Source organism: Cupriavidus sp. R6-3 (genome assembly GCF_059772245.1).
In genome coordinates, this window is record NZ_JCBAJO010000118.1 from 1 (window position 1) to 14799 (window position 14799).

Below are 14799 nucleotides of genomic sequence, written 5' to 3' on the forward strand. Positions count from 1 at the left end.
GCGTGGCCGTGCTGGGCGGCGTGCTGGCGATCGCCACGGGCGCCGATACGGGGCTGCTGGCCCGCCTGTCGACCAGCGGGCCGGCATGGCTGGAGCAGGTGCTGGTCGATGCGGTGGGATTGCCTGCCGGCGCGCACTAGGCCTGAGGGGACCGAGAGGGACCGAGGGCGCCGCTCAGCGCCGCTCGCCCCGCGGCTCCAGGTACGGCTCGACCCGCGCCTCCCGCATCGCGTAGCCGCTGTCGCCCATCGCCGTCTCGGCGCGCTCGACGCGCAGCACGCCCTCGATCCACACGGTATCCATCGTGCGGATTCCCTGCAGCGGCGCCTTCGTCTTGACGTGGACGACCTGATTGGCGGGCGGCGGCGGCACGTGGATGCAGGCGCCGAAGTACGGCACCAGCAGGAATTCGCGGATCGCCTCGCCCTCGCCGCCCAGCGACACCACGAAGCCCGGCAAACGCACCGGCGAGCCGTCGAGCGACGGTTTGACCGGCGCCTCCTGCCAGTAGCGCTTTGCCTGCTCCAGCGCGGCCTGCGCGCGCGGATCGCCATCCTCCATCTGCGCCAGATCGAGGCCCTTCAGCGGCGCGAGCGGATCCCATCCCTTCGGCAGCAAGGCGTCCCATTCGATTTCGCGATAGCTGGTGGGCGCGGCAGCGGCAGCAGGTGCCTGGCGTTCCAGCGTTTCGCCGATCGCGTATTTCGGCCGCGCCGCCGACGATGACCCGGACGCCTCCGCCCAATCGCCGCCGCGGCGAATCCACCAGAGGCCCGCGGCGCTCACGCCCGCCACCACCGCAGCGCCGCCTGCCGCGCGCAGCCACTTGCGGCGCTGCGGGTTGGCTTGCGCTGGGGTTGGCGTTTCGGTTCGCGTTTGCCTTGTCATGCCTTATGTCCTTGGATTGAGCCCGTCCGCCAGGCTCAGGCGGTAGGCGCGCCATGCCGGCAGCAGGCTCGCGGCAAACCCGGCCAGCACCAGCGCCGCCAGTATCGGCAGCTCCGCCATGGTCGGCCAGGATACCGGCAGTGACACGCCAAGGCGCGCCTCGAGCCAGCCGGCCAGCAGCGCGCTGGTCAGCGACAGCAGCGCCACGCCCGCGGCGACGCCCGTCAGCATCAGCATCATCCCTTCGATGGCGAGCAAGGCCAGGATATCGCGCGGCCGCGCCCCGGCCGCGCGCAGGATCGCCAGTTCGCGGCGCCGCTCGCCGAGCGCGGCGAGGATCGACGAGGCGAGGCCCGCCAGCCCGATCACCGCGACCATCGCCGATACGGCGCGCAGCGCGTTTTCGGCGATATCGACGAGGTCCCACAGCGCGTCGAGCGCCACGCCGGGCAGCACCGCCATCAAGGGCTCACGCGTGTCCTGCGCGATCTCCCGCTGCAGCGCGAAGACGCGGGAGCGCAGTTTCAGGCCGACCAGCACCGCGGTGACGCTGTCGGGCGTCAGGTCGAACCGGCGCAGATGCTCGGGGGCGATCGCCGCGCCGGGCACGCGCGTGCCGCCCTGGAAATCGAGATGGATGGCCTGCATCGCCTGCAGGCCGATATGGATGGTGCGATCGACCGGCGTACCGGTCGGCGCGAGGATGCCGACCACGGTAAAGGGCTTGTCCGCGTGCTCGAGGCGCAGCGCGCCCGGGGCCGCCACATCGCCATGGGTCAGCACGATCTGTTGTCCGATACGATAGCCGAGGCGCCGGGCGACCTCGGCGCCAAGCACCGCGTCGAACATGCCGTCCATCTTGCCGTCAACGCGGCCATCACGCTTCCCGTCAGTCCTGCCGTCAGTCTTCTCGGCGAAGGGCCGGCCTTGCGCGAGCCGCAGCGCGCGGCCGTCGCCATGGCGAAAATGCTCGAAATAGGCGGCCGTGGTCGCCAGCACCGGAAAGCCGCGATGTGAATCGCCGAGCGACAACGGGATCGTCCATGCGACCTGCGGATGGCTGGCGAGGCGTTGCACGCTGTCCCAGCCGATGTTGTTGGTCGCGCCGCCGAGCCGGAAGACGGCATACAGCACCAGCTGGATCGGGCTGGTGCGAGCGCCGACGATCAGGTCCGTGCCCGACACCGACTGTGCGAAGCTCGCGCGCACCTGATGGCGGACCCGCTCGATGCCGAGCAGCAGCGCCGTCGACAGCGCAATGGCCAGCACCATCCAGACCAGGTTGGCGCGGCGGTTCCAGGCGCTGCGCGCGGCGATCGCGATCAACGCCGTCATGGCCGTCCCCTCATGCCCGTCCCCTCATGCCGGCCGCTCATGTCCGCTCCTCACACTCGCCGCTCATGTCCGCCCCCTGATGCCCGCGTCTGAGGTCCGCCCCTGATGCCGTTTCTCCCTCTCCGGCGGCCGGCATCGTGAAGCGCCGGTCGAAGCCGGCCGCCAGCCGATCGTCGTGGCTGACCATCACCAGTCCGGCGCCGGAGGCGCGGCACTCCCGCTGCAGCAGCGCCATGAATGCGCCCTGCCGGGCGGCATCGAGAGAAGACGTGGGCTCGTCGGCCAGGATCAGTTCGGGCCGCCCCAGCAGCGCGCGCGCCGCGGCCACGCGCTGCTGCTGTCCCACCGACAGCTGCGCGGCGGGGCGCTGCCACAAGCTGGAAGGCATATCGAGCCGTTCGAGCAGCATGCCGGCCGCCTCCGTCACGCCTCCGGCTTGCTCGCAGGCGCGGGCCTTGCGGCTCGCCGAGAAGCGGCACGGCAGCAGCACGTTGTCCAGCACGGACAGATAGGGCAGCAGGTTCAGCTGCTGGAAGATGATGCCGATGTGGTCGGCGCGAAAGCGGTCGCGCCGGGCGGCCGGCAGCGCCGTCAGGTCGGTGCCGGCGACACGGATGGAGCCCTGGCGCGGCGCCACCACGCCGGCCAGCAGCGACAGCAGCGTGGTCTTGCCGCTGCCGCTCGGGCCGGACACGAACAGATGCTCGCCGCGAGCCAGTTCGAACGAATGCAGCGCCAACGCGCCGCCATCGCGCCCGGGCCAGCGAAAGGCGAGATTCCTGGCGGCGACGAGCGGCTCGCCGCGCTGCGCCTGTGGCATCGCGTCCGCCATCGCCCTCACCAGCGCAGGCGCGCCTGCGCCGGCGTCAGCGTCGCGCCCGACTGGCGCTTGTCGGTGGCGAGCTGGACGGCAATCCGGCTGACGCCGGGGAACGCGCGGAACACGCGCACCTCCAGCGAGCGCAGCGCCTCGGGGCGCGCGCAGCGGAAGCGGTAGTCCGCATCGAGGTCCGCATGCGGGTGCTCGCCCTGCGGCTCCCCGCGCGGCGCTTCGCCCTCGCCGGTCAGGCCGTGATGCAGCGCGCCGAAATGAACCTGCGCGGCCTCGAGGCGGCAATCCGCTTCGGGCGACGGCAGGAACAACGCCGCGCCGTCGCGCAGGCGCGCGATCGCCTGACCGACCTTCGCCCGCTCGGCGTCGGTGCGCGGCAGGCGCTCGAAGCCGAACACGTTGTCCAGCGGCGAGGCCAGCGCAATGGACAGCACCGGCCCTTCCACCGCGACGTCGAGCGTGGCCTGGCCATGGACATGCGGCTCCGCGGCGTGGGCGGACGCGGCCATGGCGCTGATGGTGATCGCGGTGACGGTCATCGCGGTGATGGCCCTCGCGACGAAGGCGATGACCCGCAGCGGGCGCGAGAGTAGCGAATACATGTGTCGATCGTCCTTCTGCAACTCCCGTCCGTTCGCGGGGCGGGATAAAAGCGCGCACGCCTTTTGGGGCGTGCGTCGATCGATTAATGATAACTTATTATCAGTAGAGGGCCTGCAGGCCTCGCCAACCACCCCGCGCCCGGGCGCGCGGGCTGGCGGGACACACGCTATCGCGACGGCGCCAGCACGGACGCATCGATCGCGTCCAGCGTGGGCTTGCCCGTCAGCGCCATCGCGACCTCCAGCTCGGCCTGCAGCAGCGTCAGCATATGCGCGACGCCCGGCATGCCGCCGACCGCCAGGGCATGGAGCACCGGCTGCCCGAGCAGCACCGCGGTCGCGCCCAGCGCGATCGCCTTGACGATATCGGTTCCGCGCCGGATGCCGCCATCCAGCAGGATCGGCACCCTGCCGCCAACTTGCGCCGCGATGGCCGGCAGGCAGTCGATCGTGGCCGGTACGGTGTCGAGCGTGCGCCCGCCATGGTTCGAGACGACGATGCCGGCGACCCCGGCGCTCAGGGCCGGCTCGACGTCCTGCGGGTTCAGCAGCCCCTTGACCAGCACCGGCAGCGAGGTCTTCCGACACAGCGCCTCGATATCGCGCCATGTCGGCGCATGCTTCAGCATGCCTCGGAACACCGGGCTGCCGTTGCTGGTGCTGACCGGCGCAACCGGCGGATACGCCGCGAGATTGACGGCCCCAACATCGTCCGGCAGGCGGAAGCCCGCGCGCTGCTCGATATTGCGGACACCGCTGACCGCGGCGTCGATCGTCACGACGATCGCCTTGTATCCGGCCTGCTCGGCGCGGCGCACCAGGTCGGCCGTATCCTGCGGCCTCGGCTGGAAATACAGCTGGAACCACAGCGGCACCGCCGACGCCTTCGCAATCTCCTCGAGCGTCACGCTGGCCTGCGTGGCGACCGTCATCCAGGTGCGCGTCAGCGAGGCCGCCTGCACCGTCGCCAGTTCGCCGTCCGGATGCACCAGCCGATGGAAGGCCGTCGGCGCGAGCAGGATCGGATATTCCAGAATTTCGCCGAACAGCGTGCGGCGTGCCGACGCCTGCGACATGTCGACCAGCGCCCTCGGCATCAGCCGCAGCCGCTCGAAGGCGGCAGCGTTCTCGTGCTGCGTGATGCCATCCGCCGCGGCGCCCGCGATATAGGCGCGCACGCCCGGTTCCACCCGTTCGTGAAAGCGCCGCTCGTAGTCGCGCAGCGAGACGGTATCCGGGGGAATCTGCCAGCGCGTCACAGCTCGGCCCAGCGCCGCAGCAGGTTGTGATAGTGATTGACCAGGGCCAGCACGGCGTCCTTGTCATCGCCCAACTGCTTGCGGATCTCGATGATGGCGAGATCGAGTTCGTACAGCATGCGCCGCTGGCCGTCGTCCTTGACCATCGACTGCGCCCAGAAGAACGATGCCCAGCGCGTGCCCCTGGTGACCGGCGTCACCGTGTGCAACGACGAGGCGGGATAGACCACCAGATGCCCGGCCGGCAGCTTGACGGTATGCGAGCCGTAGAGGTCCTGGATCACCAGCTCGCCGCCTTCGTACTCATCGGGATCGGACAGGAACAGCGTGCTGGAGACATCGGCGCGAATGCGCATGCCGCCCGTTCCCGGCACCGTGCGGATCGCATTGTCGACATGGGTGCCGAAGGTCATCGCGCTCTCGTAGCGATTGAACATCGGCGGCAGGACGCGCAGCGGCAGCGCGGCCGAGTGGTAGGTCGGGTTGCGGCCCAGCGCGGTCAGCACCAGCTCGCAGAGCTCGCGCGCCTCGGCGCTGTCGACCGGAATCTGCAGGTTTTGCTTGGACTTCGCCGCCAGATCGCCGGCGGTCACGCGCCCGTCGACCCATTGCGAGCGCGCGAGGCGTTCCCGGCAATACCGGACTTCTTCGGGGGTCAGCACATCGGGGATCTGGACCAGCATGGCAACGTTGGCGGAAGGAAACAGGCGGCGGGCGGCGGAAAGCCCGATTCTAGCGGCTTCCCCGAAAGGGCTTCCCGAGTAGGGCTTTCCTGGGAGAACTCGAGGGCTCGCCCAATAGAGGCCCCCAAATTAGGGCTCCCCAAAAACCGAAGGGACCGCACACTGCCGGCCCCTTCGTTTCCGCTTAGAACGTCATGCCGACGTTCAGCAGGAACGTCCTGCGCGAGGTCGGCACCGCGCGCACGGCGCCGAACGAGGACTGATAGTTCAGATGGTCGGTCAGGTTGTAGCCGTTCAGCGAGATCCGGTACTTGCCGACCTTGTACGCGATCATCGCGTCCAGCGAGAAGTTGTCCGGCATCTTCGCGGTGTTCGCCGAATCGGCCCAGTAACCGGTGGCGTACTGCAGGCCGCCGCCGATGGTCAGCTTGCCCGGCACCGGCAGCAGCGTATGCGGGATGTCATAGGCGGTCCACAGCGTGACGTTGTGGCGCGACACGCCCGGCGCCGCATTGCCGACGATCGCGCCATTGGTGGCCGAGGTCACCTCGCCGCTCAGGTAGGCATAGGCGACATTGGCGGTCCAGCCGCCGACGATGCGGCCGCTCAGGCCCAGTTCCACGCCGCGGATCTTGCGGCCTTCGCCCGAGTCGGAGAAGCCGTTGGTGATATCGCCGGTCACCGGATCGACCGTGTAGGCATTGGCCTTCCTGGTCTGGAAGATCGCGCCGGTCAGGCCGAGGCGCTTGTCGAGGAAGTCGACCTTGGCGCCCACCTCGATGGTGTCCGAACGCTCGGGCTCGTTGCCGACGCCGTTCTGCGGCACTTCCGACGCGACGCCGCCGACCGCCACCGCGATATCGGTGCCCACCGGCCGGTAGGTGCGCGAGAACGAGGTGTAGAACATCGCGTCCTTGGTCGGCTCCCAGATCGCGCTGATCGACGGGCTCAGCTTCTTCGAGTCGGCCTTGCCGCCCAGCGTCGAGGCGCTGGTCGAGAATTCGCTCTGGAAGTAGTCCCAGCGCAGGCTGCCCAGCAGCGAGAACTTGTCGTTCAGCCAGACGCGGTCGTTGACGAACACGCCGACATTGGTCGCATTGGCGTCGCGCGTGTTGCCGTACACGACCGTCGCGTTCGGGCTGTTGTCGAAGACCGGATTGACGACGGTCTGGTTGTTGTTGCGGCCGGTCCAGGTGCCCAGGCTGCGATGGTCGCGCTGGTAGATCGTGTCCAGGCCCACCATCGCCTTGTGGCGCAGGCTGCCGGTCATGAACTCGCCCTTGGCGCTCAGCACGTTCTGGACGCCCCAGCCGCGCTGCAGATAGGTCATGCCGCCGCCGGCGCCGTACGACAAGGCGACGTTTTCCCCGGCCAGCAGCCGCTGCAGGTTGGCGGCATTGATGCCGGCCGGATTGGTCGCCGAGAAGTCGCGCTCGTAGTAGCTGAAGCGCGTGTCATTGCTGATGGTGATGCCGTTGTCGAGCTTCGTCTTGAAGTTCGACGAGACCACGTGCGCATCGGTCCTGTCGCGGTCGGTGTTGCGCACGTACGAGGTCGACGAGGAAATGCCCGGCACGCCGTACTCGGTCAGCGGACGGTAGATGCCGTCGGAGCCCTGCGCGACGGGCACGCCGAAGTCCGGCGCGCCGGTGCGGCGCAGGTAGGAATAATTCAGGTGCCACTCGGTGCTGGTGCCCAGGCCCGTGCCGAAATCGATCGCCAGGCCGCGGCGGTCATCGCCGATGTGGTTGCGGTCGGCCACCCGGCCGTTCTGGAACATGCCGTTGATGCGCAGCGCCGAGGTGTCGTTCAGGCGGAAGTTGCTGTCGACCGTGGTGCGATAGGTATCTTCGGTGGCGAAGCCCTGGTCGATGCTGGTGCTGGTATGCAGGTTCGCCTTCTTGGTGGTCTGGTTGATCAGGCCGCCGACATTGCCCACGCCGAAGCTCTCGCCCGACGGTCCCTTGATCACCTCGACGCTTTCGGTATTGAACGCATCGCGCTTGTAGGCGCCGAAGTCCCGCAGGCCGTCGACGTAGATGTCGCCCTTGGCGGACAGGCCGCGAATGCGGAACTGGTCGCCGTTCTGGCCGCCGTTGCCCTCGCCGGTCGAGATCGTGATGCCCGGCACGTTCTTCAGGATCTGCTCGAGCGAGGTGGCGTGCTGCTGCTCGATGACCTCCTGCGGCACCACGTTGATCGTCTTCGGCGTATCGCGGACCGTGTCCGGCAGCCGCGAGATGCCGAGCGGCGCGTCGTTGGTGTTCTGGATGGCGTCGCCGGAGACGGTGACCTGAGGCAGCACGTTGCCGCCGGTCTTCGCGCGTCCAGCCGAGGTGTCCGCGTCCGCCGCCACCTGGGCATGGGCCGCGAGGGGAATCGTCGACACCGAAATCACCAGACCCGCGGAAGCGCCTGAGACCAGCAGGCGGATGGCGTTCGCTATTTTTCTTTGCTGCACGGAGGACTCCAGAGAAGGACAACGGACATGACGCTGCCGAGCCTCCGCTGGAAACGATTAGCACCCTCCCCGTCAAAGAGGTGAACACCGCATTTCGGCGCTGCCGCTACGGCAGGCATTCAGCAACCGTCAAAATGCGAATGATTACTATTTGATGTTGCCGGCGTTTGTTGATTTGTGGCGAACTATTGCAGCGGGGACGCGTTGACACAATTCGCCACAATCGGGATGCACCGGTCCGGCGGCCGCCCCCGCCTTCGTTCCCGCCTTCGTTCCCGCCTTCGTTCCCGCCTTCGTTCCCGCCTTCGTTCCCGCCTTCGTTCCCGCCTTCGTTCCCGCCTCGGCTCGCCTCCGGCGCTTGCCGGCCTGCGGCCTAATTCGGCAGCTCGATGACGGCCCGCAGGCCGCCCTCTGCCCGGTTGTGCAGCGTGACGTCGCCGCCGTGGGCGCGGATGCAGGAACGCGCGATCGCCAGGCCCAGGCCGAGCCCGCCGGTGTCGGCGCTGCGCGCGGAGTCGAGCCGCGTGAACGGCTCGAACACCCGCTCCAGATGCTCGGCATCGATCCCCGGGCCCTCGTCGTCGACTTCGATGCGCAGCGCAGGCCGGACCTTGTCGGCGGCGACACGAATGCAGACCTGCCCGTAGCGCGCGGCGTTGTCGATGATGTTGCTGAGCCCCCGCTTCAGATGAACGGGGCGGCAACGATAGAACAGCGTCGGGTCCGGCCGCGATTCGCAGCGGACCTCGCGCCCCTGCACGGTCTGCTGGTCGACGATTTCCTGGATCAGTTCGTCCAGCCTGACGTCCTGGGTCGGCTCCTGCAGCGCATCGTCGCGCGCGAACTGCAGCGCCCCTTCGACCATCACGCTCATGTCGTCCAGCGTCTTGACCATCGCCTCGCGCAGCTCGGCGTCGTCGATCAGCTCGGCGCGGATGCGCAACGAGGTCAGCGGCGTGCGCAGGTCATGCCCGATGGCGGCAAACATCTGCGTGCGTCCGTTGACGAAGCGGGTCAGGCTCTCCTGCATGTCGTTGAAGGCCTGGGTGATCTCCCGCACGCCGCTGAGCCCGTCGGGCGCGGGAAGAATGACGCGCTCGCCGCGGCTGACGCGCTTCGACGCCTCGGTCAGCAGCCGCAGCGGCCGCATGATGCGCCGTCCGAACAGCAGCGCGATGATCGCCGTCGGCAGCATGCCGACCAGCAGCGAGAACGTCAGGACACGGGACCAGTGCGCGGGGACCATCGTCGGCCAGTGCCGGCTGTGCAGCCAACGTCCGTTGGGCAACCGGACCTCGACGTCCAGCGCCAGCGCATGCGTCCGGCTGAACGCGCGCTCCAGCCAGTTGCCGCCGCGTTGGCTGCTGCGCTCGGGTTCGGCCTGCTGCAGGCGGACATGGATCGGCACCTGGTCCGCCACATCGAGCAGGCTGCGCAGCCGCTGCGCCAGCGCCCGCTCCTGCTCGCCCATGCCGTACGGGTCAGGCGAGGCATACGAGGCGAGCCGGAACGTCGAATCCGGCAGGCTGATGTCCTCGAGCAGGGCATCGGCATCGGCGGATCGGCCGGCCAGCCGGTAGGCGGACAGGATGCGCGTCTCGATGGTCCGCACCGACAACGGATGCAGCGTGGCATTGTCGGCGCGCCACCACGACAGCGCGACCACGGCGAACACGTGGGCGGCCAGCATCGCCAGCAGCCACAGGGCCACGAGCTGGCCCGACAGGCTGCGCGGGAACCATTTCATGACGGCAGGACCGAGACCTTGGTCGCGAGCAGATAGCCGTCGCCGCGGACGGTCTTCAGCATGCCGGGATGCCGCGGATCGGGTTCCAGTTTCTTGCGCAGGCGGCTGACCTGGCTGTCGATGCTGCGGTCGAACGTCATCGTCCCGGAGCGCTGCGTCATGTCGAGCAGTTGGCTGCGGCTCAGCACGCGGTTGGCGTTCTCGACCAGCGCCCGCAGCAGATGGAATTCGGCGGTGCTGAGCGGCACCTCCTCGTCGCGCGGATTGCGCAGCGCCCGCGTCCTGGTATCGAAGGTCCAGCCGCAGAAGGTGAAGCGGTATTCCCGGGGGACTGGCACCTCGCTGTGCTCGCGCGCCTCCGGCACGCGGTTGCGGCGCAGCACGCTGCGGATGCGGGCCACCAGCTCGCGCGGATCGAAGGGCTTGACCACATAGTCGGCCGCGCCGATCTCCAGGCCGGCGATCCGGTCCGCCTGCTCCGTCATCGCGGTCAGCAGGATGACCGGCGTTCCCACATGCTCGGACACATAGCGGCACAGCGACAGCCCGTCTTCTCCTGGCAGCATGATGTCCAGGATGATCAGGCTGTAGCGGCGCTCTTCCAGCCGCTGGCGCATCGCCTTGCCGTCGGCCACGGCCTCTACGTCGAAATCGAAGCGCCTGATGTAAGTCGACAAGGGATCACGTATGTCCTTGTGGTCGTCGACGATCAGGATGCTGGGACGGGTGTCCATTCTGCTCACACTGCTATCAATAAACGAGAATCGTTATCGTATTCTACAGTGAGGGGGCTTGGCCCCACCCGTCGGCGCCGCATCGAGATCGGCGGCATATGCCTCCCGGGAATGACGGGCACCGCGCCGGAGCCAAAGCGCCGACCTACTTGCGGGCGACGTGCAGGCGACGTGCGGGCGGCCTGCGGCATCCGGTCGCACACCGGCCACCGCGCTTGCCGCGCCGCATCATTCCGTTCTAAACTTTCACAAATTCCTGAAAATTCAAAACAGACAAACATGCAACTTTCGCCCCTGGTCCAGCGCTTCGTCCTCCATTTCGGCGAAATGGGAAGCCGCTGGGGCATCAACCGTACCGTCGGCCAGATCTACGCGCTGCTGTTCACCGCGGCGCGCCCGCTCAATGCCGACGAGATCGCCGAGTCGCTGGGCTTCTCCCGCTCCAACGTCAGCATCGGGCTGAAGGAACTGGAGTCGTGGAACCTGGTACGGCTTTCGCACCAGCCGGGCGACCGGCGCGAGTATTTCTCCGCGCCGGACGATGTCTGGGCCATTTTCCGGACCCTGGCGGAGGAACGCCGCCGCCGGGAAATCGACCCCACTTTGTCGATGTTGCGGGAAGTTCAGCTCGAAACGCCGTCCGATCCCGACGACAAGCACGCCCAGCGGCGCATGCAGGAGATGTACGAGCTGATCCTGCTGGTGACCGGCTGGTTCAGCGACATGCAGAAGCTGGATGTCGCCACCCTGGAAAAATTGATGCGACTCGGTTCCCGCGTGACTAAGCTGCTGGAAGTGAAGGACAAGCTATCCGGGGCCCTTGGCGGCAAACCCGCCGAAGGCAAGCGCAAGCCGGCTCGCACCAAGAAGGAGTAGTGCCCCATGTTGTCGTCGCTCGACCCGATCCTGCTGGCGCGGATCCAGTTCGCCGCCAATATCACCTTCCACATCCTGTTCCCCACCATCAGCATCGCGCTCGGCTGGGTGCTGCTGTTCTTCAAGCTGCGCTACGGCAAGACCGGCGACGAGCGCTGGATGGCGGCCTACCGCTTCTGGGTCAAGGTGTTCGCGCTGACCTTCGCGCTCGGCGTGGTCAGCGGCATCACGATGAGCTTCCAGTTCGGCACCAACTGGCCCGGCTATATGGAGACCGTCGGCAATATCGCCGGCCCGCTGCTGGCCTACGAGGTGCTGACCGCGTTCTTCCTGGAGGCCACCTTCCTCGGCATCATGCTGTTCGGCATGCGCCGCGTCAGCAACCGCACCCATACCATCGCCACGCTGCTGGTGGCCGGCGGCACCACGCTGTCGGCGTTCTGGATCCTGGCGCTGAACTCGTGGATGCAGACGCCGGCGGGCTTCGAGATGATCGACGGCAAGGCCCATGTGGTCAGCTGGCTGCAGGTGATCTTCAACCCGTCGTTCCCGTTCCGCCTGACCCATATGCTGATCGCCTCGGGGCTGACGGTGTCCTTCCTGCTGGCCGGCATCTCCGCCTATCGCTGGCTGCGCAACGACCGCTCGCCGGAGGTCCGCTCGACCATGCGCACCGGCGTGATGGTGGCGGCGGTGCTGATCCCGCTGCAGATCGTCGTCGGCGACCTGCATGGCCTCAATACGCTGGAACACCAGCCGGCCAAGATTGCTGCGATGGAGGGCATCTGGACTACCGGCAAGAGCGTTCCCGCGGTGCTGTTCGGCTGGCCCAACGCGGTGACGCAGAGCACCGACTGGGAGATCTCGATCCCCAAGCTCGCGTCCTTCTATCTGACCCATACCTTCGACGGCGAGGTCAAGGGCATCGATGCCTTCCCCGGCAAGCATCCGCCCGTGGCGCCGGTGTTCTTCGCCTTCCGCATCATGGTCGGCATCGGCATGCTGATGCTGGTGGTCTCCTGGCTGGCGGCCTGGCAGTTCAAGCGGCGCGGCGAGCCGTCCCGCGGCGTGGCCCGCCTGCTGCTGGCGATGACCTTCTCCGGCTGGATCGCGCTGGTGGCCGGCTGGTATGTCACCGAGATCGGCCGCCAGCCCTACCTGGTCTACGGCGTGCTGACCACCGCCGAGGCGGCCTCGAAGGTGCCGGCGACGATGGTCGCCTCGACGCTGCTGATGTACCTGTCGCTGTATGTGCTGCTGATTGCCGCCTATATCTCGGTGGTGTTCTATCTGGCCCGCCGCGCCGGCACCGATCCGGCCATCGACGAACCGGAAATCGAGACCCCTCAACCCGTCATCGGCGGCAAGCCACGGAGCGCGCAATGACCGACCTGTCCCAACCCGCCGGCTGGATGCCGTTGGTCTTCCTGGCCCTGATGGGGCTGTCGATGCTGATCTACGTGATCCTGGACGGCTACGACCTGGGTGTCGGCGTGCTGCTGCGGCGCGCCGACGACGCCGACAAGGACACGATGATCGCGTCGATCGGCCCGTTCTGGGATGCCAACGAGACCTGGCTGGTGCTCGGCGTCGGCCTGCTGCTGACGGCCTTCCCGATGGCGCACGGCGTGATCCTGACCAATCTGTACCTGCCGGTCGCGCTGATGCTCGCCGGCCTGATCCTGCGCGGCGTGGCCTTCGACTTCCGCGTCAAGGCGCGCGCCCACCACAAGCCGTGGTGGAACTGGGCCTTCTATGGCGGCTCGCTGCTGGCCTCGTTCTCGCAGGGCCTGATGCTGGGCCTCTATATCACCGGCTTCGAATACGGCTGGCTCGACCTGCTGTTCGCGGTGGTGGTGGGCCTGTGCCTGGTGGCCGGCTACTGCCTGCTCGGCGCCAGCTGGCTGATCATGAAGACCACCGGCAGCCTGCAGGCGCGGGCCATCTACTGGGCCCGGCGCAGCCTGTGGCTGACCGGCGTGGGCGTGGCCGCCATTTCGGTGGTGACGCCGCTGGTCAGCGAGCGGATCTTCGACAAATGGTTCTCGCTGCCGAACATCATCCTGCTGGCGCCGATTCCGCTGATCACGGTGGCGCTGTTCGTGATCATCGACCGGCTGCTGCGGCGGATGGGGCCGATGCAGAGGGCCGGCAACGACCGCTGGGCGTGGGTGCCTTTCGTCGGCACCGCGGTGATCTTCCTGATGGCCTTCAACGGCCTGGCCTACAGCCTGTTCCCCTACCTGGTGGTCGACCAGCTCGACATCTGGCAAGCCGCCAGCGCCCCGGAATCGCTGACCGTGATCCTGATCGGCGCGGTGATCGTGCTGCCGACCATCCTCGGCTACACGATCTACGCCTACCGCGTGTTCTGGGGCAAGGCCACCGACCTTCGTTACTATTAGGCTGTCTAACCAGCGCCGAAACAGCATTGAAGCGGCATTGAAGCGGCATTGAAACGGCATTGAAACGGCGCTGGAACGGCGCAGCAGGGGCGCCAGAGCGGCGCTCCCCGGAGCGCCGATCCACTGAAGACGGCACGAGATCGGGCAGGCATGAAGGGCAGCGAAGGAAGCAGACAGGGGCTGAATGCCGCGGCGGCGCGTCCGGGCAGCGTGGTCCGGCGCGTGCGCGAACAGGCCGGCGCGCATGTGCGCGCGCTGACCCGCAGCAACTCCGGCCTGACGCTGGACTACGACAATCCCCCGGGCGATCCGGGCCTGTTCGGGCCGGACGCGGTCTGCTGGCGCGTGCATGGCGACTTTCCCGCGATGCTGGCCGGCGGTGTCAGCGCGCTGCTGATGCAGACCATGCACCCGCTCGCGCTCGCCGGCGTGTGGGACCACTCCAGCTTCCGTACCGACATGCAGGGACGCCTGGGCCGCACCGCGCAGTTCATCGCCGGCACCACCTATGGCAACCGCGCCGACGCGATGCGGCTGATCGAACGGGTGCGCCGCATCCACGCTGGGGTCACCGGCACCGCGCCCGACGGCCGTGCTTATGCGGCAAGCGACCCCGCGCTGCTGACCTGGGTCCATGTCGCCGAGGTTTCGAGCTTTCTTGCCGCCTACCTGCGCTATGTCGGCCCGCTATCCCACGCCGAACAGGATCGCTATTTCGACGAGGTGGCCCTGGTGGCCGAGCTGCTCGGGGCGACCGAGGTGCCGCGCTCGCGCGACCAGATCGCGGCATATCTGGACAGGATGCGCCCGCAACTGCTGGTCACCGAGCGCACTCATGAAGTGGTGCGGCTGGTGATGCAGATGCCGGTCGCCAACCCGCTGCTGGTGCCGGCGGTACGGATCATGGCCGATGCCGGCATTGCGCTGCTGCCGGAGTGGGTGCGACGCGAACTGGGGCTGGCCGGGGCGAGCGTCAG

Annotated in this window: 13 protein-coding genes; 4 read left to right on the forward strand and 9 right to left on the reverse strand. The window is 68.0% G+C overall.

Translation table 11 applies throughout. From position 1 onward, the window contains the following. Nucleotides 1–174: 174 nt before the first annotated feature. From AC6EI8_RS16985 to AC6EI8_RS17025, 9 genes are all read right to left on the reverse strand, one after another. Nucleotides 175–888: a DUF3299 domain-containing protein gene (locus AC6EI8_RS16985; RefSeq protein ID WP_498382446.1), complete on the reverse strand. Its 714-nt coding sequence runs from the start codon at nt 886–888 to the stop codon at nt 175–177. 3 nt (nt 889–891) lie between these two features. Next, nucleotides 892–2223 (reverse strand): ABC transporter permease, encoded by a 1332-nt coding sequence (locus tag AC6EI8_RS16990; RefSeq protein ID WP_498382447.1) that lies wholly within the window; start codon nt 2221–2223, stop codon nt 892–894. A 37-nt stretch (nt 2224–2260) separates the two neighbouring features. Next, the gene (locus AC6EI8_RS16995; RefSeq protein ID WP_223819444.1) at nt 2261–3055 is read right to left on the reverse strand and encodes an ABC transporter ATP-binding protein; all 795 of its coding nucleotides are present in this window, start codon (nt 3053–3055) and stop codon (nt 2261–2263) included. A gap of 5 nt (nt 3056–3060) precedes the next feature. Then, a complete protein-coding gene (locus AC6EI8_RS17000; RefSeq protein WP_498382448.1) occupies nt 3061–3657 on the reverse strand; it encodes a DUF2796 domain-containing protein in 597 nt (198 codons plus the stop codon). 167 nt (nt 3658–3824) lie between these two features. Continuing rightward, nucleotides 3825–4916 carry an alpha-hydroxy acid oxidase gene (locus AC6EI8_RS17005; protein WP_149319535.1) on the reverse strand — a complete coding sequence of 364 codons (1092 nt, stop codon included), beginning with the start codon at nt 4914–4916 and terminating at the stop codon, nt 3825–3827. Further along, a complete protein-coding gene (locus AC6EI8_RS17010; protein WP_498382449.1) occupies nt 4913–5599 on the reverse strand; it encodes a Fe2+-dependent dioxygenase in 687 nt (228 codons plus the stop codon). Before AC6EI8_RS17010 ends, AC6EI8_RS17005 begins: the two co-directional genes overlap by 4 nt. Before the next feature lie 184 nt (nt 5600–5783). After that, a complete protein-coding gene (locus AC6EI8_RS17015) occupies nt 5784–7988 on the reverse strand; it encodes a TonB-dependent receptor (protein WP_498382450.1) in 2205 nt (734 codons plus the stop codon). A 445-nt stretch (nt 7989–8433) separates the two neighbouring features. Further along, nucleotides 8434–9807: an ATP-binding protein gene (locus AC6EI8_RS17020; RefSeq protein WP_149319533.1), complete on the reverse strand. Its 1374-nt coding sequence runs from the start codon at nt 9805–9807 to the stop codon at nt 8434–8436. Beyond that, complete coding sequence (locus tag AC6EI8_RS17025) at nt 9804–10541, reverse strand: response regulator (protein WP_498382451.1); 738 nt, start codon at nt 10539–10541, stop codon at nt 9804–9806. The genes AC6EI8_RS17020 and AC6EI8_RS17025 overlap by 4 nt, the downstream gene beginning before the upstream one ends. A 279-nt stretch (nt 10542–10820) precedes the next feature. Between AC6EI8_RS17025 and AC6EI8_RS17030 the strand changes: the two genes are divergently transcribed. The 4 genes from AC6EI8_RS17030 to AC6EI8_RS17045 all read left to right on the forward strand — a co-directional run. Then, on the forward strand, nt 10821–11417 hold the full coding sequence (locus tag AC6EI8_RS17030; RefSeq protein ID WP_150082272.1) for a GbsR/MarR family transcriptional regulator: 597 nt from the start codon (nt 10821–10823) through the stop codon (nt 11415–11417). 6 nt (nt 11418–11423) lie between these two features. Beyond that, entirely contained in the window at nt 11424–12803 is a 1380-nt protein-coding gene (locus tag AC6EI8_RS17035) for a cytochrome ubiquinol oxidase subunit I (protein ID WP_498382452.1), read from the forward strand. Continuing rightward, nucleotides 12800–13822 (forward strand): cytochrome d ubiquinol oxidase subunit II, encoded by a 1023-nt coding sequence (locus AC6EI8_RS17040; protein WP_498382453.1) that lies wholly within the window; start codon nt 12800–12802, stop codon nt 13820–13822. The genes AC6EI8_RS17035 and AC6EI8_RS17040 overlap by 4 nt, the downstream gene beginning before the upstream one ends. Nucleotides 13823–13972: 150 nt before the next feature. Beyond that, nucleotides 13973–14799 (forward strand): oxygenase MpaB family protein (locus AC6EI8_RS17045; RefSeq protein ID WP_498382454.1); only part of this gene is annotated, 827 nt, incomplete at its 3' end.